The sequence below is a fragment of the Paraburkholderia sediminicola genome (assembly GCF_046027355.1).
GTDB lineage: Bacteria > Pseudomonadota > Gammaproteobacteria > Burkholderiales > Burkholderiaceae > Paraburkholderia > Paraburkholderia sediminicola_B.
The window spans coordinates 34,079-53,496 of sequence record NZ_JAQQEK010000023.1 but is presented as its reverse complement, the minus strand read 5'-3'; the positions used below and the strand labels follow the sequence as shown (position 1 = coordinate 53,496).

The 19,418-nt window shown below is 62.0% G+C and carries 18 protein-coding genes and 1 tRNA gene; 16 read left to right on the top strand and 3 right to left on the bottom strand.

Features of this window, described 5'->3' with window-relative positions:
- Positions 1-45: 45 nt before the first annotated feature.
- From PQR42_RS31465 to PQR42_RS31455, 3 genes are all read right to left on the bottom strand, one after another.
- The gene (locus tag PQR42_RS31465; RefSeq protein ID WP_408388340.1) at positions 46-1,626 is read right to left on the bottom strand and encodes a SulP family inorganic anion transporter; all 1,581 of its coding nucleotides are present in this window, start codon (positions 1,624-1,626) and stop codon (positions 46-48) included.
- Positions 1,627-1,713: 87 nt separating this feature from the next.
- On the bottom strand, positions 1,714-2,352 hold the full coding sequence (locus tag PQR42_RS31460; RefSeq protein ID WP_408388338.1) for a carbonic anhydrase: 639 nt from the start codon (positions 2,350-2,352) through the stop codon (positions 1,714-1,716).
- A gap of 226 nt (positions 2,353-2,578) precedes the next feature.
- The gene (locus PQR42_RS31455; protein ID WP_408214528.1) at positions 2,579-3,130 is read right to left on the bottom strand and encodes a hypothetical protein; all 552 of its coding nucleotides are present in this window, start codon (positions 3,128-3,130) and stop codon (positions 2,579-2,581) included.
- Between the two features lie 184 nt (positions 3,131-3,314).
- On the opposite strand from PQR42_RS31455, the gene PQR42_RS31450 reads away from it, so the two are divergent.
- From PQR42_RS31450 to nuoI, 16 genes are all read left to right on the top strand, one after another.
- Positions 3,315-4,685: a branched-chain amino acid ABC transporter substrate-binding protein gene (locus PQR42_RS31450; RefSeq protein ID WP_408388336.1), complete on the top strand. Its 1,371-nt coding sequence runs from the start codon at positions 3,315-3,317 to the stop codon at positions 4,683-4,685.
- A gap of 175 nt (positions 4,686-4,860) precedes the next feature.
- Positions 4,861-5,133, top strand: a complete 273-nt coding sequence (gene rpsO / locus PQR42_RS31445; RefSeq protein WP_011487489.1) for a 30S ribosomal protein S15 — start codon at positions 4,861-4,863, stop codon at positions 5,131-5,133.
- 352 nt (positions 5,134-5,485) lie between these two features.
- The gene (gene pnp, locus PQR42_RS31440; protein ID WP_408494400.1) at positions 5,486-7,633 is read left to right on the top strand and encodes a polyribonucleotide nucleotidyltransferase; all 2,148 of its coding nucleotides are present in this window, start codon (positions 5,486-5,488) and stop codon (positions 7,631-7,633) included.
- A gap of 151 nt (positions 7,634-7,784) precedes the next feature.
- Positions 7,785-8,801, top strand: a complete 1,017-nt coding sequence (locus PQR42_RS31435; RefSeq protein ID WP_408388332.1) for an NAD(P)H-quinone oxidoreductase — start codon at positions 7,785-7,787, stop codon at positions 8,799-8,801.
- Between the two features lie 121 nt (positions 8,802-8,922).
- Positions 8,923-9,702, top strand: coding sequence for a triose-phosphate isomerase (gene tpiA / locus PQR42_RS31430; RefSeq protein ID WP_408214538.1), 780 nt, complete (start codon positions 8,923-8,925; stop codon positions 9,700-9,702).
- Between the two features lie 83 nt (positions 9,703-9,785).
- Positions 9,786-10,163, top strand: a complete 378-nt coding sequence (gene secG, locus PQR42_RS31425) for a preprotein translocase subunit SecG (RefSeq protein ID WP_408214541.1) — start codon at positions 9,786-9,788, stop codon at positions 10,161-10,163.
- A 113-nt stretch (positions 10,164-10,276) separates the two neighbouring features.
- Positions 10,277-10,361 (top strand) — tRNA-Leu (locus PQR42_RS31420).
- 162 nt (positions 10,362-10,523) lie between these two features.
- A complete protein-coding gene (locus tag PQR42_RS31415) occupies positions 10,524-10,883 on the top strand; it encodes an NADH-quinone oxidoreductase subunit A (protein WP_013339872.1) in 360 nt (119 codons plus the stop codon).
- A gap of 63 nt (positions 10,884-10,946) precedes the next feature.
- Positions 10,947-11,426, top strand: coding sequence for a NuoB/complex I 20 kDa subunit family protein (locus PQR42_RS31410; RefSeq protein WP_006052903.1), 480 nt, complete (start codon positions 10,947-10,949; stop codon positions 11,424-11,426).
- Positions 11,427-11,447: 21 nt separating this feature from the next.
- Complete coding sequence (locus PQR42_RS31405) at positions 11,448-12,050, top strand: NADH-quinone oxidoreductase subunit C (RefSeq protein WP_408214544.1); 603 nt, start codon at positions 11,448-11,450, stop codon at positions 12,048-12,050.
- A gap of 9 nt (positions 12,051-12,059) precedes the next feature.
- On the top strand, positions 12,060-13,313 hold the full coding sequence (locus PQR42_RS31400) for an NADH-quinone oxidoreductase subunit D (protein WP_132375254.1): 1,254 nt from the start codon (positions 12,060-12,062) through the stop codon (positions 13,311-13,313).
- Between the two features lie 131 nt (positions 13,314-13,444).
- Positions 13,445-13,930 (top strand): NADH-quinone oxidoreductase subunit NuoE, encoded by a 486-nt coding sequence (gene nuoE, locus PQR42_RS31395; RefSeq protein WP_106280364.1) that lies wholly within the window; start codon positions 13,445-13,447, stop codon positions 13,928-13,930.
- Positions 13,927-15,255, top strand: a complete 1,329-nt coding sequence (gene nuoF, locus PQR42_RS31390; protein ID WP_408214549.1) for an NADH-quinone oxidoreductase subunit NuoF — start codon at positions 13,927-13,929, stop codon at positions 15,253-15,255. Before nuoE ends, nuoF begins: the two co-directional genes overlap by 4 nt.
- Positions 15,256-15,366: 111 nt before the next feature.
- On the top strand, positions 15,367-17,700 hold the full coding sequence (gene nuoG / locus PQR42_RS31385) for an NADH-quinone oxidoreductase subunit NuoG (protein WP_408494398.1): 2,334 nt from the start codon (positions 15,367-15,369) through the stop codon (positions 17,698-17,700).
- Positions 17,701-18,765, top strand: a complete 1,065-nt coding sequence (nuoH, locus tag PQR42_RS31380; RefSeq protein WP_408214554.1) for an NADH-quinone oxidoreductase subunit NuoH — start codon at positions 17,701-17,703, stop codon at positions 18,763-18,765. It begins immediately after the preceding gene.
- A 15-nt stretch (positions 18,766-18,780) separates the two neighbouring features.
- Entirely contained in the window at positions 18,781-19,269 is a 489-nt protein-coding gene (gene nuoI / locus PQR42_RS31375; RefSeq protein WP_054034957.1) for an NADH-quinone oxidoreductase subunit NuoI, read from the top strand.
- The last annotated feature ends 149 nt before the right edge of the window (positions 19,270-19,418 follow it).

The following is a 19,418-nucleotide window of genomic DNA, read 5'->3' as shown; positions in this document are numbered from 1 at the left end:
CCCCGTGCCTTGATTGGCACGGGGCTTTGTTCATTGCGAGCAGCGTTACTCCGTCGCCGCGCGCCGCATCGACCAGCCGCGTGACGCGCGCGCCTGTGCCTGCACCTGGTGCCGTACTTCGACGGCGATGCCGCGGCGCGGCGCATCGGCCACGAACGTGTCGAGCAGTTCGCGCACGTCGTGGTCGACGAAATCGGCGCGCGTCGCATCGACGATCAAGGTGGCGCCGTCGGGAACCTGCTGCAGGTAGTGCTTGAGCGCCACTTTGCCGAGAAACGACACGTCCTTACGAAACGACAACAGATAGTGATCGCCGTGTTGCGCGAGCACGATCGGACTGCGCAGATTCGCATACAGCGCGAGCAGCACGCTGCACAGAATGCCGAGCACGATGCCGATCAGTAGGTCGGTCGCAAGCACGCCGACGAGGGTGACGATAAACGGTGCGAACGGCGCAAAGCCCTGTTTCGCGACGGCGACGAACAGCGACGGCTTGGCGAGCTTCAGCCCCGTGAAGATCAGGATCGCCGCGAGACAGGCGAGCGGAATCAGGTTGATGACACTAGTGAGCGCAAACACGCTGACGAGCAGCAGCACGCCGTGAATGATCGCCGAGAGCCGGCTTTGCGCGCCCGCGTGAACATTGGCTGAACTACGCACGATCACCGACGTGATCGGCAATCCGCCGATCGCGCCCGCAATCAGATTGCCGACACCTTGCGCCTTCAGCTCGCGATCCGGCGGCGCGGCGCGCCGTTCGGGATCGATCTGCTCGACGGCTTCGAGACTCAGCAGCGTTTCCAGACTCGCGACGATCGCCAGCGTGATGGCGACGCGCCACACATCGGGATTGACGAGTTGCGCGAAGTGCGGACCGAAGTCGGCCCATTCCAAGGCGAGTTGCAACGCCGCGAACGATTCCAGCGGCGGCAGGGCGACCCGATGTTCGGCGGGCGGGGCGAGCGACGGCGCCAGCACGCTGAGCAGCAACGTCGCGCCGATCCCCAGCAGAACGACGGCGAGCGGCGCCGGTACGCGGCGCACCAAAGCAAAACGTCGAAATGCGCGCGTTTCCCAGCCGATCAGAATTGCTAGCGATAGCAAGGTGATCACGCAAGCCGCCACTGAGATCGAACCGAATGGCGTCGCAATCGCACCTGCTGTCTGCGCAGTGGCTTGCGCACCGGACGCCGCATTCACGCTGGATAACCCGAGCGCGAGCGGAAACTGCTTGACGATCAGCAGCACGCCGATGGCCGCGAGCATGCCCTTGATCACCGGCGACGGTACATAGGCCGCAAAACGGCCGGCCTTGAGCATGCCGAAACCGAACTGGATCGCGCCGGACAGCAGCACGGCCAGCAGGAACGCGGAGAAGCTGCCAAGCTGCGCGATCCCGTCGATGACGATCACGACGAGGCCCGCCGCCGGCCCGCTCACGCTCAAGCGTGAGCCGCTCAGCACGGCCACCACCAGCCCGCCGACGATGCCCGAGACGAGCCCGGCAAATGGCTCGACGCCCGATGCGTTGGCAATGCCCAGACAGAGCGGCAGGGCAACCAGAAAAACGACCGTGCCTGCAAGCAGGTCGCGCTGAAACGTGGAGAAAAAAGCTCGAAGGTTCATGGTGTCGGTGCAGTGAGGAGTGGGGCCTGGTATGCGGCGAAAGCTGAACCGGATCGGATTCGCATGAGGTGTCGCGTGGGTGTCACGCTAGGCGGCGGCGCTGTGGGCGGCGGTCGTGCAGGTCATCGCGTCGTCGGCTTCATAGCCGGACGTGAGGACCTTGATGCGCCCGTCTTCGAGCGCGAAGATCCAGCCGTGCACGAGCGGCGCCGGGTCGGCGCCCCGTACGATGGGGTGCGCGCGCAACCCACGCACCTGTTCGAGCACGTTCAGCTCGGCGAGGCGATTCACACGCTCACGTTCGCTCTCGTGGTCCCGCAGTTCTTCGCGATGCGCTTTGGCTAGCGTGCAAAGCGGCGCGATCCGCCGATTCACATGCGGCAGGCTCGGCTCGGGCGGCAGCAGCGCGGCGCGCACGCCACCGCATCCGTAGTGGCCGCAGACGATCACGTGGCCGACCTTCAGCACCTTCACCGCATATTCGAGGACGCTCGCCGAATTGTCGTCGTCGGGCTGAAAGAGGTTGGCGATGTTGCGGTGGACGAACAGGTCGCCCGGCTCGCAATGCGTGATGGTCTCGGCGGGCACGCGGCTGTCCGAGCAGCCGATCCACAGTACGTGGGGATTCTGGCCACGCACCAGATCACGGAAAAACTCGGGGTTGCGCACGGCGGTTTCATGCGCCCAGGCGACGTTGGCGACCAGCAGGCGTTTGGGACGATTCATCGATAGCGGCTCCGTAAGTGGGGCGCATTCATTCGGCGCCGAATTCACGGCTAAGCCCGTGTGGCCTCACAAGAGGCCAGCGCCAAATCAATACTTACAAATGCCTTTCTATCAAAAAATAAATCCGCTGTGCGCGAAATAAAATTCGCCGCCATGCGTAATAAATAAAAAAAAGCCGCCCGGGAAGGCGGCTTCGTAGATCCATGCGAATCGGATCAGGCGGCGCTCAGAACAGGCTGCGGCGATCCGGATCGTGCAACGGATCGGGCGTCTTCTGCGTAAGCCGCACGATGCCCTGGTCGTCGAAATAAAAGCTGTACATCATGTACCAGACGTTGTCTTCCAGATAGCGATAGGTCCAGACTTCGCGCTTCATCAGCGGGAAATACGACGTTTCGACCGGGCGGCCGAAGTTCACCAGCACGTCGCTCTTGGTCCATTTGCCGATTTCCGCGCGATAGAACTCGTTGGGCTGCAGCACCTGGCGCACATTGACGATCTTGCCGGCCGCGTCGATGTCGGCTGCGGTGGTGGTTTCGCCCATCGGCTGGGTCGGCCACATCAGCCGCTTGCCGCCGTTGGGCAGGTCGTAGCTTTCGCGCGGCGGCCCGAGGCGCGCGACAATGGTCGATTCGTCCGCGCCTTGGGTGTATTGCTGCCACGGCTGCACGCAGCCGGCAAGCGCCAGCGCGCTCAGGCAGACAAGCGCCGCGCGGCGCAGGCGCCCTGCGGCCGGCGCTCCGATCGAGGCCGCCGTGGTGTGATGGCGGTTGAACATGTATTCCTCCGATGGCGTTTGAGTAGCGGTTTTTATCATCGAGACGCATTATTTTGACACGCGCTGTGGCAAAAGATTTGCGCTTCGTGAAGAGCCGGCCGGGCAATACGATAACGCTTGCACCGGCTTGCTTATTCCGTCCTGAACGCCCTATGATCCGCGCTTTCACCAATCAGGCGGGGCGATGACGATGGCGAAGTGGCAACGGACGGCGGCAGCGGCGCTGGCGGCGATGTCGATGGCTGCGGTGGCGTACGCGGCGAGCGAGCCGGGCGCGACTGCGACTAACCCGGTTGCCGGCCCCGCAGCTAGCCCGGCGGCTAACTTGGTAGCTAACGCGGCGGCGAAGCCGGCGAGCAAACCCACCGGCGCGCCGATCCAGTTGGCGCTGATCGAAGGCATGTCCGGCCCGTTCGCCAACGCGGGCGCGGCGGTGGAGCGCAACTTGCGCTACGGCGTCGAGCAGGTCAATGCGCACGGCGGCGTGAAGCTCGCCGACGGCGCGCATCCGTTCGAACTGGTCGTGCTCGACAGCAAGGGCGGCACCGAAGAGGCGCTCACGCAATTGCGCGCGGCCGCCGACCGCCATATCGGCTACATCATGCAGGGCAACAGTTCGGCGGTCGCCGCCGCGCTGATCGGCGCGATCGACAAGCAAAACAGCCGCGAACCGGCCAACCGCGAACTGTTCCTCAACTATTCCGCCGACGACCCCGCCTTGACCAACGCCAACTGCAGCTTCTGGCATTTCCGCTTCGACGCGCACGCGGGCATGCGCATGGACGCGCTGGCCGATGTGATCCAGCGCGACAAGGCGGTGAAGAAGGTCTATCTGCTGAACCAGGATTACAGCTTCGGCCACGACGTCAGCAGCCTCGCGCGTTCGACGCTGGCGACGAAGCGTCCGGACATCGCGGTGGTCGGCGACGAGTTTCATCCAATCGGGCGCGTGAAGGACTTCGCGCCGTATATCGCGAAAATCCGCGCGAGCGGGGCGGACGCGGTGATCACGGGCAACTGGGGCAACGACCTGACGCTGCTCGTCAAGGCCGCGCGCGAGCAGGGGCTGGACACGAAGTTCTACACGTTCTACGGCAACAGCCTCGGCGCGCCCGCCGCGTTGGGAGACGCCGGCGTCGGCCATGTGATTGCGGTGGCCGACTGGCATCCGAACGCCGGCGGCGCGGCGTCCGACGCCTGGTACGCCGCCTTCCGGGCCCGTTTCCCGGCCGCGCAGGACGATTACCCGGTGCTGCGCATGCCGCTGATGATCGAAACCTTGGCCGCGGCAATGACGCGCGCCGGCAGTGCCGACCCGACGGCCGTGGCGAAAGCCCTCGAAGGAATCAAGTTCGACAACGGCTTCCACGCCTCGTGGATGCGCGCCGACGATCATCAACTGATCCAGCCCCTTTACGTGATGCAGATGGACAAAGCCGGCACGCCGGGCGTGCATTTCGATAACGAAGGCTCCGGCAACGGTTTTCGCACGGTGCTGGCGCTGCCGCCCGAGCGCACCGTCTTGCCGACCGTCTGCAAGATGAAGCGGCCGTGACGCGGGCGAGGCACGCCATCGCCCGGCACAGCGGGGTTCGCGGCCGGATTGCGCTGTGCTACAATACGCGTCCCGTTGTGAGGCAAGCCTTTATCCAAGGACTGTCAAATACACGGGTAACCCACGGCACGGCCTTTCTTCCGTGACCGCCTGTCTAGTTCTTAAGGAAATCGACATGTCCGCAGTTGAAACAAGCAAGAAGTCCGAAGTCGTTGCGCAATTCGCACGCGCAGCTAACGACACCGGCTCCCCCGAAGTTCAGGTCGCGCTGCTCACGACCCGCATCAACGAACTGACCGTTCACTTCAAGGCACACACGAAAGATCACCACAGCCGCCGCGGTCTGCTGCGCATGGTGAGCCGCCGTCGTAAGCTGCTCGACTACCTGAAGGGTAAGGACGCGGATCGTTACCGCGCACTGATCGAGAAGCTGGGTCTGCGTAAGTAATCGGCCAGTCGTTCAGCAAGATGCCTGTGTCAGTTCCACTGATACAGGCATTTTGTTTTTGCACGGTGCGCTTCATGTGATGCGCGCCGGCTGTTCTCCGCAGTGGCGTGCCGGTTCATGCGGCGGGAGCAGGCAGCAGGCAGCAGTAATCAAGCAGTAGAGCAAGCAGTAAAGAAGAGATTCATGGCCGGGCTTCAGGGGCGGAGCTTTGTGTCATTCCAGCGGTTCGCGCGCGTACTCATCGTAAGGCGTGGTTCTCTGGAATGGCATAACACTACTCTTCCCATGCGGCGCCGGTCCTGGCGTTGCCGCGCCGCTTCTGGTCCGCGCGGCATTACGAAGAGGAAAAGCAATGACTATGTTCAATAAGATCGTCAAAGAATTTCAGTGGGGACAACATAAGGTTCGCCTCGAAACCGGCGAAATCGCTCGCCAGGCGAGCGGTGCCGTGATCGTCGACGTCGAAGATACCGTGGTGCTGGCCACCGTGGTCGGCGCCAAGACGGCCAAGCCGGGTCAGGACTTTTTCCCGCTGACCGTCGACTACCTCGAAAAGACCTACGCCGCCGGCAAGATTCCGGGTGGCTTCTTCCGTCGCGAAGGCCGTCCGTCGGAAGGCGAAACGCTGATCTCGCGCCTGATCGACCGTCCGCTTCGTCCGCTGTTCCCCGAAGGCTTCTACAACGAAGTCCAGGTCGTGATCCACGTCCTGTCGCTGAACCCCGAAATCCCCGCTGACATTCCCGCGCTGATCGGCGCGTCGGCGGCGCTCGCCGTGTCCGGTCTGCCGTTCAACGGCCCGGTCGGTGCAGCACGCGTGGCCTACATCAACAACGAATACGTGTTGAACCCGACGCGTCCGCAAATGAAGGAATCGGCACTCGACCTGATCGTCGCCGGTACGGAACGCGCGGTGCTGATGGTGGAATCGGAAGCGCAGCAACTGAGCGAAGAAGTGATGCTCGGCGGCGTGGTGTTCGGCCACGAACAGATGCAGATCGCGATCGACGCGATCCACGAACTGGTCCGCGAAGGCGGCAAGCCGGAATGGGACTGGAAGCCGGCGGCGAAGAATGAGCCGCTGATCGCACGCGTGGCGGAACTGGCGCAAGCCGACCTGCTCGCCGCTTACCAACTGCGCGACAAGCAAGCTCGTTCGACCAAGCTGAAGGAAGTCTGCGCAGCCACGTCGGCGAAGCTGGAAGAAGACGCCGCGGCAGGCGGCACCGTGGCGGCCGACAAGGCAACCGTCGGCAACGTGCTGTTCGACATCGAAGCGAAGATCGTCCGTACGCAGATCCTGAACGGCGAACCGCGCATCGACGGCCGTGACACGCGTACCGTGCGTCCGATCGAAATCCGTACCGGCGTGCTGCCGCGTACTCATGGTTCGGCACTGTTCACGCGCGGCGAAACACAAGCGCTGGTGGTGGCGACGCTCGGCACGAAGGGCGACGAGCAGAACATCGACGCGCTCGAAGGCGAGTACCGCGAACGCTTCATGCTCCACTACAACATGCCTCCGTTCGCAACCGGCGAAACGGGCCGCGTCGGTTCGCCGAAGCGCCGTGAAATCGGTCACGGCCGTCTCGCCAAGCGCGCGCTGGCTGCCTGCCTGCCGAGCGCCGACGAATTCGGCTACTCGATTCGCGTCGTGTCGGAAATCACGGAATCGAACGGTTCCTCGTCGATGGCTTCGGTGTGCGGCGGCTGCCTCGCGCTGATGGATGCCGGCGTGCCGATGAAGGCGCACGTCGCCGGCATCGCCATGGGCCTGATCCTGGAAGGCAACAAGTTTGCCGTGCTGACCGACATCCTCGGCGACGAAGATCACCTCGGCGACATGGACTTCAAGGTGGCGGGCACGGAACAAGGCGTGACCGCGCTGCAGATGGACATCAAGATCCAGGGCATCACCAAGGAAATCATGCAGGTCGCCCTCGCGCAAGCGAAGGAAGGCCGTCTGCATATCCTCGGCAAGATGACCTCGGCGGTGTCGGGCGCGAACACGGTGCTGTCGGACTACGCACCGCGCATGATCACCATCAAGATCAATCCGGAAAAGATCCGCGACGTGATCGGCAAGGGTGGTTCGGTGATCCGCGCGCTGACCGAAGAAACCGGCACGACGATCGATATTTCGGACGATGGCGTCGTCACCATCGCCAGCACGAGCAGCGAAGGGATGGCCGAAGCGAAGAAGCGTATCGAGAACATCACGCTGGAAGTCGAAGTGGGCCAGGTGTACGAAGGCACCGTGCTCAAGCTGCTCGATTTCGGCGCGATCGTGAACATCCTGCCGGGCAAGGACGGTCTGCTGCACATCTCCGAAATCGCTAACGAGCGTATCAAGGACATCAACGACTATCTCAAAGACGGTCAGCAGGTGAAGGTCAAGGTCATCCAGACGGACGAAAAGGGCCGCGTGCGTTTGTCGGCCAAGGCGTTGCTGAATGAAGGTGCAAACGGCGCGCCGCAAGGCGAACCGACACCGCAGTAATGCGGTAGCAGAACAACGGCCGGCAGCGCGAAGGCGCGCCGGCCGTTTTTTATGAAGGGCGCAGGGTGGATTGCGTTGCAGGTAATTAGAAACGGGTACTCTACTTGTTCATCCCGGCATGCAACGCAATCCAATCTTGGAGTTGACGCAGATGAAAGCGATCGAAATCACCGAATTCGGAGCGCCGGACGTCCTGAAGTTGGCTGAGCGGCCGATGCCGCAGCCTAAAGCAGGCGAGGTGCTGATCAAGGTGGCCGCATCCGGCATCAACCGTCCGGACGTGTTCCAGCGCAAGGGCGGCTATGCGCCGCCGCCGGGCGCGTCGGATCTGCCGGGGCTGGAAGTGGCGGGCGAAATCGTCGAAGGAATCATCGACGAGAAGAACAACCCGTTCGGTCTGAAGGTGGGCGATCGCGTCTGCGCGTTGCTGGCCGGCGGCGGCTACGCGGAATACGCGGTCGCGCCGCTGCTGCAATGCCTGCCGGTGCCGGCCGGTTTGTCGGATGTCGAGGCGGCTTCGCTGCCCGAAACGTTCTTCACGGTCTGGAGCAATGTGTTCGACCGTGCGCAACTCGGCAAGGGCGAAGGCGGACCGAACGAAACGCTGCTGGTGCAGGGCGGTTCGAGCGGCATTGGCGTGACGGCGATCCAGATTGCTCATGCGCTCGGTTTTCGCGTGTTCGCGACCGCTGGCTCAGACGAGAAGTGCCGCGCGTGTGAAGCGTTGGGCGCTGAGCGGGCGATCAACTACAAGACTGAAGATTTCGTCGAAGTGATCAAGTCGCTGACCAACGATCGCGGCGTCGACGTGGTGCTCGATATGGTGGCCGGCAGTTATGTGTCGCGTGAGTTGACGGCGTTGGCCGACGGCGGCCGCATCGTGCTGATCGCGTTGCTGGGCGGCGCCAAAGCGGAGTTGAATCTGAACGAGGTGCTGCGCCGCCGTTTGACGGTGACCGGTTCGACGCTGCGTCCGCGGCCGATCGAATTCAAGGCGAAGATTGCCGCGCAGTTGAAAGAGCATGTCTGGCCGCATCTCGAAGACGGCCGCATCAAGCCTGTGGTGCATCGCGTGTTTCCGGCCGCGCAGGCTGCCGACGCGCACGCGCTGATGGAGAGCAGCACGCATGTCGGCAAGATCGTACTGTCTTGGGGTCAGGACGCTTGACACGGTCGGTTTGACCCGATCCACCCCACGCAGTAAAATTGCGCGTTTTGCGCACGCCGCATGAAACCGAAAGGCGGACTGTAAGCGCAAACGAAGTCCGCCGCCAAGACAAGACGAGACGATGTCGAAACAACGAGCCAAACTGGTAGTCGGTAACTGGAAGATGCACGGGCGCCTCGCCGAGAATGCCACGCTGTTGCAAGCGGTGGCGCAAGGCGCGGGCGAATTGCCGGCCGACGTGCGCGTCGGCGTCTGCGTGCCGAGTCCGTATCTCGCGCAGTCTCAATCGTTGCTGGAAGGCAGCCGGGTCGTGTGGGGCGTGCAGGACGTGTCAGCGTTCACGCACGGCGCCTATACCGGCGAAGTTGCCGCGCCGATGGTGGTGGAGTTCGGTGCCACGCTCGCGATCGTCGGGCATTCGGAACGCCGTGCCTATCATCGCGAAAGCGCTGAACTGGTCGCGGTGAAAACGCAGCGCGCGCTGGAAGCGGGTTTGACGCCGATCGTCTGTGTCGGCGAAACGCTTGAAGAACGCGAAGCCGGTTCGACCGAGCAGGTGGTCGGCACGCAACTGGACGAAGTGCTGGCGAAATTGTCGGTGCAAGAGGCGGCGCGGCTTGTCGTCGCGTATGAACCGGTTTGGGCGATCGGCACCGGCAAAAGCGCAAGCTCGGAGCAGGCGCAGGCAGTTCACGCGTTCCTGCGTGCGCGTCTGGCGGCCAAGGGCGCGGCGGTGGCGGATGTGCCGTTGTTGTACGGCGGCAGCGTGAAACCGGAAAACGCGGAAGAATTGTTCCGTCAACCGGATATCGACGGTGGCCTGATCGGCGGCGCGTCGTTGAAAGACCAGGATTTCCTGGCGATCTGCAAGGCGGCGGCCGCAACGAGCGTCGCCGGTTAAAGCAGGGCGCCTTGGCGAGGATGACCCCATCCCGTGCAACACGCAGTGTGTGGCGCGGTTAAATAAAGACTCAGGTGAGTGTGATGCTGTATTTGAAAACATTGATTATCGTCGTTCAGCTGTTGTCGGCACTCGGGGTTATCGGCCTCGTTTTGCTGCAACACGGCAAAGGCGCCGATATGGGCGCGGCTTTTGGTAGCGGCGCGTCGGGCAGCCTGTTCGGCGCGACCGGTTCGGCGAACTTTTTGTCGCGTACAACGGCGGTGCTCGCAGCGGTGTTTTTTGTCACCACGCTGACGCTCACTTACCTCGGCGCGTATCGTGCGAAACCTTCCGCAGGCGTGCTGGGCACGGCTGTGACTGCACCGGTCGCGGCTTCGGCTGCCTCGGCACCGGCAGGTGGCTCGGCTGTTTTGCCGGCATCGGCTGCGTCCGTCCCGGCGACCGACGTGCCGAAATAAATTTTCGTTCAAACGTGCTTTTGTGCGTTGAACAATCTGTTTAGACCAGTTACAATCTAAGTCTTGAAGCGATTCGCGGGTTTTATAAGTTGTTTTCCCGGATTGCATGCAGTGCCGACGTGGTGAAATTGGTAGACACGCTATCTTGAGGGGGTAGTGGCGAAAGCTGTGCGAGTTCGAGTCTCGCCGTCGGCACCAAAATGTTATCTAAATGCCAGCCGCTTGCTTCGCTTCGGCTGGCATTTTCACTTCTGGCGCGCGGCTTGCGTTGGGCTTGCGGCTTGTGCGTTTCGGAAGTGATTTCGCGTCAGGAGTGCTATGCTCCTGACGGCACTCAGAACCAACCGATTGAGGATAGTCTTGAACCTCGCAGCCTATTTCCCCGTCTTGTTGTTCCTCGTTGTGGGCACCGGTTTAGGCGTAGCACTGGTCAGTATCGGCAAGATCCTCGGTCCCAACAAGCCCGATACCGAGAAAAACGCACCGTACGAGTGCGGCTTCGAAGCATTCGAAGATGCGCGCATGAAGTTCGACGTGCGCTATTACCTCGTCGCCATTCTCTTCATCATTTTCGATCTTGAAACCGCGTTCCTGTTCCCGTGGGGCGTTGCCCTGCGCGACATCGGCTGGCCCGGCTTCATGGCAATGATGATTTTCCTGCTCGAATTCCTGCTGGGCTTCGCCTATATCTGGAAGAAGGGCGGCCTCGACTGGGAATGATGGATTAATCGCCGGTTTGCGTGGGTGGCCAAGGCTTGCCGCCCCGTCTGGAGTGGAAAGCAAATGAGTATCGAAGGGGTCTTGAAGGAAGGGTTTGTCACCACCACGGCTGACAAACTGATCAACTGGACGCGCACTGGCTCGCTGTGGCCGATGACGTTCGGTCTTGCGTGCTGTGCGGTCGAGATGATGCATGCGGGCGCTGCCCGTTATGACCTCGACCGTTTTGGCGTGGTGTTCCGTCCAAGTCCGCGTCAGTCGGATGTGATGATCGTCGCCGGCACGCTGTGCAACAAGATGGCGCCGGCTCTGCGTAAGGTCTACGACCAGATGGCCGAGCCGCGCTGGGTGATTTCGATGGGTTCGTGCGCGAACGGCGGCGGCTATTACCACTACTCGTATTCGGTGGTCCGCGGCTGTGACCGGATCGTGCCGGTCGACGTCTATGTGCCGGGTTGCCCGCCCACGGCGGAAGCGCTGGTGTACGGCGTGATCCAGTTACAGGCCAAGATTCGCCGCACCAACACAATCGCCCGTCAATAAGGCCAACGCCTCCCCCACAATATGGCAAGCAAACTCGAGACCCTGAAAGCGAACCTCGAGGCGGCCTTTGGCGGCCTCCTGCTGAACCTCAGCGAAGCAATCGGTGAGTTGACGATCGTCGTGAAGCCTGGCGACTACATCAACGTGGCAACGCGTCTGCGCGACGACCGCTCGCTCGGTTTCGAGCAATGCGTGGATCTGTGCGGCGTCGACTATCAGACCTACGCCGACGGCGCTTACGACGGTCCGCGTTTCGCGGCCGTTCTGCATTTGTTGTCGGTGCAGAACAACTGGCGTCTGCGTCTGCGCGTGTTCGCACCGGACGACGAAGTGCCGATCCTGCCGTCTGTCGTCGAAATCTGGAATTCGGTCAACTGGTACGAGCGCGAAGCATTCGACCTGTACGGCATCGTCTTCGAAGGCCACCCGGATCTGCGCCGCATCCTGACCGACTACGGTTTCATTGGTCACCCGTTCCGTAAAGATTTCCCTGTCTCCGGTTACGTCGAAATGCGTTACGACCCGGAAGAGAAGCGCGTCGTCTATCAGCCTGTGACGATCGAGCCGCGAGAAATCACGCCGCGCGTGATCCGCGAAGATCGCTATGGCGGTCTGAAACACTAAGAGAACGCCATGGCAGAGATCAAGAACTACACGCTCAACTTCGGCCCTCAGCACCCGGCAGCGCACGGTGTGCTGCGCCTCGTGCTCGAACTCGACGGCGAAGTCATCCAGCGCGCCGATCCGCACATCGGCCTGCTGCATCGTGCGACTGAAAAGCTCGCCGAAACCAAAACATTCATCCAGTCGGTGCCGTACATGGACCGTCTCGACTACGTGTCGATGATGGTCAACGAGCACGGCTATGTGATGGCCATCGAAAAGCTGCTCGGCATCGAGGTGCCGGTGCGCGCGCAATACATTCGCGTGATGTTCGACGAAGTCACGCGCGTGCTGAACCACCTGATGTGGATCGGCGCGCACGCGCTCGACGTCGGCGCAATGGCGGTGTTTCTGTACGCGTTCCGTGAACGCGAAGATTTGATGGACGTGTACGAAGCGGTGTCCGGCGCACGGATGCACGCGGCTTACTACCGTCCGGGCGGCGTCTATCGCGATCTGCCTGACGCAATGCCGCAATACAAGGCGTCGAAAATTCGCAATGCGAAGGCATTGTCGAGGATGAACGAGAACCGCCAGGGTTCGCTGCTCGACTTCATCGACGATTTCTTCACGCGTTTCCCGAAGTGCGTCGACGAATACGAAACGCTGCTCACCGACAACCGGATCTGGAAGCAACGTCTGGTCGGTATCGGTGTGGTCAGCCCGGAACGTGCGCTGAATCTCGGCATGACCGGCGCGATGTTGCGCGGCTCGGGCATCGAGTGGGACTTGCGCAAGAAGCAGCCGTACGAAGTCTATGACAAGCTCGATTTCGACATTCCGGTCGGCGTGAATGGCGATTGCTATGACCGCTATCTGGTGCGCGTCGAAGAAATGCGCCAGTCCACACGGATCGTGAAACAGTGCATTGAGTGGCTGCGTAAGAATCCCGGCCCCGTGATGGTCGACAATCACAAGGTTGCGCCGCCGTCGCGCGTGGGCATGAAGTCGAACATGGAAGAGCTGATTCACCACTTCAAGCTCTTCACGGAAGGCTTCCACGTGCCGGAAGGCGAGGCGTATGCCGCGGTCGAGCATCCGAAGGGCGAGTTCGGCATCTATCTGATCTCCGACGGCGCCAACAAGCCGTATCGCCTGAAGATCCGCGCGCCGGGCTACGCACACCTGTCCACGCTCGATGAAATGGCGCGCGGTCACATGATCGCCGACGCCGTGACGATCATCGGCACGCAGGACATCGTGTTCGGCGAAGTGGATCGCTAGGACGTATTCATCAGAGCGCGCCTTCAGATTGCACCGAAGCGCGCGTCAAGCAAAGGAACGCCGGGTCTGTCGCATCATGCAGCGCGCGACAGGTTTTCGTTCGGTAGGAATTGAAAGAGTCGTGTCTGAAAATGATCTCAGCTGAAGGCCTGAAAGAAATCGATCGCGCGATCGCGAAGTATCCCGCCGATCAGAAACAGTCCGCCGTGATGTCGGCGTTGGCCACTGCTCAGGAAGAGCATGGCTGGCTGACGCCCGAACTCATGCAGTTCGTCGCGGACTATCTCGGCATGCCGGCAGTCGCCGTGCAGGAGGTGGCTACCTTCTACACGATGTACGAGACCTCGCCGGTCGGCAAGTACAAGATCACGCTCTGCACCAACCTGCCGTGCCAGCTCGGCCCGGACGGCGGCTCGGACAGTGCTGCTGAATATCTGAAGCAGAAGCTCGGCATCGACTTCGGCGAAACCACGCCCGACGGCAAATTCACCCTGAAAGAAGGTGAGTGCATGGGTTCGTGCGGCGACGCGCCGGTGATGCTGGTGAACAACCATCGCATGTGCAGCTTCATGAGCCGCGCGAAGATCGACCAGCTGCTCGAGGAACTTTCGAAATGACGTCTTTACACGATCGTCACATCAAACCGCTGATTCTCGCCGGCCTGAACGGCGACAACTGGCATCTCGAAGATTATGTCGCGCGCGGCGGTTACGCCCAGCTGCGCCGTATTCTGGAAGAGAAGATTCCGCCCGAGCAGGTGATCGCCGACGTCAAGGCGTCCGGTCTGCGTGGCCGTGGCGGTGCAGGCTTCCCGACTGGCCTGAAGTGGAGCTTCATGCCGCGTCAGTTCCCCGGCCAGAAGTACCTCGTCTGCAATTCGGACGAAGGCGAGCCGGGCACGTTCAAAGACCGCGACATCCTGCGCTTCAATCCGCATTCGCTGATCGAAGGCATGGCCATCGGCGCGTACGCGATGGGCATTACGGTCGGCTACAACTATATTCACGGCGAAATCTGGGAAGTCTACAAACGCTTTGAACAAGCGTTGGACGAAGCTCGCCGCGCCGGGTTCCTCGGCGAAAACATCATGGGTTCGGGCTTCTCGTTCGAACTGCATGCGCACCACGGTTACGGCGCCTATATCTGCGGCGAAGAAACCGCGCTGCTCGAATCGCTGGAAGGCAAGAAAGGTCAGCCGCGCTTCAAGCCGCCGTTCCCGGCGAGCTTCGGCGTGTACGGCAAGCCGACCACGATCAACAACACCGAGACGTTCGCCGCAGTGCCGTTCCTGCTCGCGATCGGTCCGCAGAATTACCTCGAGATCGGCAAGCCGAATAACGGCGGCACGAAGATTTTCTCCGTCGCAGGCGACGTCGAGCGTCCGGGCAATTATGAAGTTCCGCTCGGCACGCCGTTCTCCACGTTGATGGACCTCGCCGGCGGCATGCGCGGCGGCAAGAAGATCAAGGCCGTGATTCCTGGCGGCTCGTCGGCACCGGTGATTCCGGGCGACATCATGATGCAGACCGACATGGACTACGACTCGATCGCCAAGGCCGGCTCGATGCTTGGTTCGGGCGCGGTCATCGTCATGGACGAGACGCGTTGCATGGTGCGCTCGTTGTTGCGTCTGTCGTATTTCTATTACGAAGAATCGTGTGGTCAATGCACGCCTTGCCGCGAAGGCACGGGCTGGCTGTACCGCGTCGTGCATCGTATCGAGCACGGGCTCGGCCGTCCGGAAGATCTGGATCTGCTGAACTCGGTCGCTGAAAACATCATGGGCCGCACGATTTGCGCGCTCGGCGATGCAGCGGCCATGCCGGTTCGCGGCATGCTCAAGCACTACTGGGACGAATTCGAATACCACGTCGCCCACAAGCATTGCCTCGTCGGCGGTCATGCCGGCGCAGCAGCGGCGTCGGAAACCGTAGCGGCTTGAGTCAGCAGATAAGCACGCAGAAGAACATGTCATCCGCGGGGTTCATCGCCTGAAATAGGCGCTGAACAGGCGAACGATTGAGCGGTAACAGGTTAAGGAAGATTGACCATCATGGTTGAACTTGAAATAGACGGCAAGAAAGTAGAGGTGCCCGAAGGCAGCATGGTGATCCAGGCTGCGCATAAGGTCGACACGTACATTCCTCACTTCTGCTATCACAAGAAGCTGTCGATTGCGGCCAACTGCCGGATGTGTCTGGTCGATGTCGAAAAGATGCCGAAGGCGGTGCCCGCATGCGCCACGCCGGTATCGGCCGGCATGATCGTGCGCACCAAGTCGGACAAGGCGGTGAAGGGCCAGCAAGCCGTGATGGAATTCCTGCTGATCAACCACCCGCTGGATTGCCCGATCTGCGACCAGGGCGGCGAGTGCCAGTTGCAGGATCTGGCCGTGGGTTACGGCAAGTCGGCATCGCGCTACAGCGAAGAAAAGCGCGTGGTGTTCCACAAGAACGTCGGCCCGCTGATCTCCATGGAAGAAATGTCGCGTTGCATCCACTGCACGCGGTGCGTGCGTTTCGGCCAGGAAGTCGCCGGCGTCATGGAACTCGGCATGCTGGGCCGCGGCGAGCATTCGGAAATCACGTCGTTCGTCGGCAAGACGGTGGATTCGGAACTGTCGGGCAACATGATCGATCTGTGCCCGGTCGGCGCGCTGACCAGCAAGCCGTTCCGTTACAGCGCCCGTACGTGGGAACTGTCGCGCCGCAAGTCGGTGAGCCCGCACGATTCCGTCGGCGCGAACCTCGTGGTGCAAGTGAAGAACAATCGCGTGATGCGTGTTCTGCCGTTCGAAAACGAATCCATCAACGAATGCTGGATTTCGGACAAGGACCGCTTCTCGTATGAAGGCCTGAACAGCCCGGAGCGTCTGACTCAGCCGATGCTCAAGCAAGGCGGCAAGTGGGTCGAGACTGACTGGCAAACCGCGCTCGAATATGTGGTGAAGGGTTTGAAGGGTATCAAGGGCGACCACGGCGCGAACGCGCTGGCCGCACTCGGCAGCGCCCACAGCACGGTTGAAGAGTTGTTCCTGTTGAAGCAACTGGCGCAAGCAGTCGGCACGCCTAACGTCGACTTCCGTCTGCGTCAGTCGGATTTCTCCGCGCCGGCCAACGGTGCGCCGTGGCTCGGCACTGCTATCGCCGATCTGTCGAACGTCGACGCCGCACTGGTCGTCGGCTCGGATCTGCGCCGCGATCACCCGCTGTTCGCCGCGCGTCTGCGTCAAGCCGCGAAGGGCGGCGCGAAGCTCACGCTCGTGCAGTCCACCAACGACGACGCGCTGATTCCGCAAGCAGAGCGCGTGGTTGCTGCGCCGTCGGCATGGCTCGAGGCACTCGCTGGTATCGCCGGCGCGGTGTCGGAAGCGAACGGCGTGGCACTGCCGGAAGCTTTCGCCGGCACGCAGCCGACGGACGCCAACAAGAAAGTCGCGAAGTCGCTCGCCACGGGCGAACGCCGCCTCGTGTTGCTCGGCAACAGCGCGGTCCGTCATCCGGACTTCGCTGTCATCCACGCCGCGGCGCAATGGATCGCGGACGCGACCGGCGCGACGCTGGGCTTCCTCTCGGAAGCGGCCAACACGGTCGGCGCGCATCTCGTGAACGCGTTGCCGGGCGAGGGCGGTCTGAACGCTCGTGAAGTGTTCGAGCAACCGCGCAAGGGTTACGTGCTGCTGAACGTCGAACCGGAGTTCGACACGGCCAATCCGGCGCAGGCTTTGGCCGCGTTGAAGCAGGCCGAAATGGTTGTCGTGCTGTCGCCGTTCCAGACCGGCGCAGAATACGCCGACGTGCTGCTGCCAATCGCGCCGTACACGGAAACGGCCGGCACGTTCGTCAACGCCGAAGGTACGGTGCAGACGTTCAACGGCGTCGTGCGTCCGCTCGGCGATACGCGTCCGGCATGGAAGGTATTGCGCGTGCTGGGCAGCCTGCTGGGCGTGCCCGGTTTCGAATTCGACACCTCGGAAGAAGTGCGCACGGCCGCCCTCGGCGACGGCGAACTGACGTCGCGTCTGTCGAACAAGACGGGCGTCACGGTTGCACGCGGCAAGTCGGTGAAAGCGTCCGAAGGCAAGTTCGAGCGTATCGCGAACGTGCCGATCTACCACGCCGACGCGCTGGTGCGTCGCGCGGAGTCGCTGCATCTGACCGCAGCGGCACGTGCAGCGAATACGGTCGGCTTGCCGGCTGGGCTGTTCGACAAACTGGGTTTGAAGGAAGGCGACGCAGTGCGCGTGCGCCAGGGCGAGCAATCGGTGCAGTTGCCGGCCGTGCGCGACACAAATCTTGCGGAGACGGTCGTCCGCGTATCGGCGGCTACGCCTGCCGGTGCAGCGCTGGGCAGCCTGTTCGGTGAACTGGTGGTGGAGAAGGCGTAAATGAGCTTGTTCGATACGATCAACTCGGGCGGCACCCAGCTTCTCGGTGTGGCATGGCCCACGGTGTGGGCACTGGTGCGCATCCTGGTGGTGGCCGTCGTGATCCTGCTGTGCGTGGCTTACCTGATTCTGTGGGAGCGTAAGCTGATCGGCTGGATGCACGTGCGTCTCGGCCCGAACCGCGTCGGCCCTGCAGGTCTCTTGCAGCCGATCGCCGACGTGCTGAAGCTGTTGCTGAAAGAAGTGATTCAGCCGGCGCAGGCGAGCCGCTGGATCTACCTGATCGCGCCGATCATGGTGGTGGTGCCGGCCTTCGCGGTCTGGGCGGTGATTCCGTTCCAGGCGGGCGCGGTACTCGGCGACATCAACGCCGGTCTGCTGTACGCCATGGCGATCTCGTCGATCGGCGTGTATGGCGTGATTCTGGCGGGATGGGCGTCGAACTCGAAGTACGCGTTTCTCGGTGCGATGCGCGCCGCGGCGCAGATGGTCTCGTACGAAATCTCGATGGGCTTCGCGCTCGTCGTCGTGCTGATGACCGCCGGCACGCTGAACCTGTCGGGCATCGTCAATTCGCAGGAACATGGCATCTTCGCGTCGTACGGCTTGAACTTCCTGTCGTGGAACTGGCTGCCGCTGCTGCCGATGTTCGTTGTGTACTTCATCTCGGGCATCGCCGAAACGAACCGTCACCCGTTCGACGTGGTGGAAGGGGAGTCGGAAATCGTCGCGGGCCACATGATCGATTACTCGGGTATGGCGTTCGCGCTGTTCTTCCTCGCCGAGTACATCAACATGATCGTGATCTCGGCATTGGCTGCAACACTGTTCCTCGGCGGCTGGAGCGCACCGTTCGGCTTCCTGTCGTTCGTCCCGGGCATCGTATGGCTCGTCGCCAAGGTTTTCTTCCTGTTGTCGGTGTTCATCTGGGCGCGTGCCACATTCCCGCGCTATCGCTATGACCAGATCATGCGTCTGGGCTGGAAGATTTTCATTCCGGTCTGCGTGGTGTGGCTGGTGGTGGTCGGCTTCTGGATCATGTCGCCGTTGAACATCTGGAAATAAAGGGCGGATGAACCCATGACCGCAATCCAAAACTTTTTCAAGACCTTCTTCCTCACGGAACTGCTCAAAGGCCTCGCGCTGACCGGACGTTATACGTTCCAGCGCAAGGTGACCGTGCAATTCCCGGAAGAGAAGACCCCGATCTCGCCGCGTTTCCGCGGCCTGCACGCGCTGCGCCGCTATGAAAACGGCGAAGAGCGCTGCATCGCCTGCAAGCTGTGCGAAGCAGTGTGCCCGGCGCTCGCCATTACCATCGAGTCGGAAACGCGCGCGGACAACACCCGCCGCACGACGCGTTACGACATCGACCTGACCAAGTGCATCTTCTGCGGTTTCTGTGAAGAGAGCTGCCCGGTCGATTCGATCGTCGAAACGCACATTCTCGAGTATCACGGCGAGAAGCGTGGCGACCTGTACTTCACGAAAGACATGCTGCTGGCCGTGGGCGATCGCTATGAAGCGGAGATCGCGGCGAGCAAGGCAGCCGACGCACCGTATCGTTGAAGCGTTTTAGTTAAAGCAGTAAATGCAGCAATCACGGCCTGTTGTCGGGCCGGGCGCCGCGGCCTGAACGCCGCGGCACGGCGCACCTGTGCGGCTGTTCTGGCGGTATGCCAGCCACAAGTGCCAAAGAACAATGCCTGACGATGGCC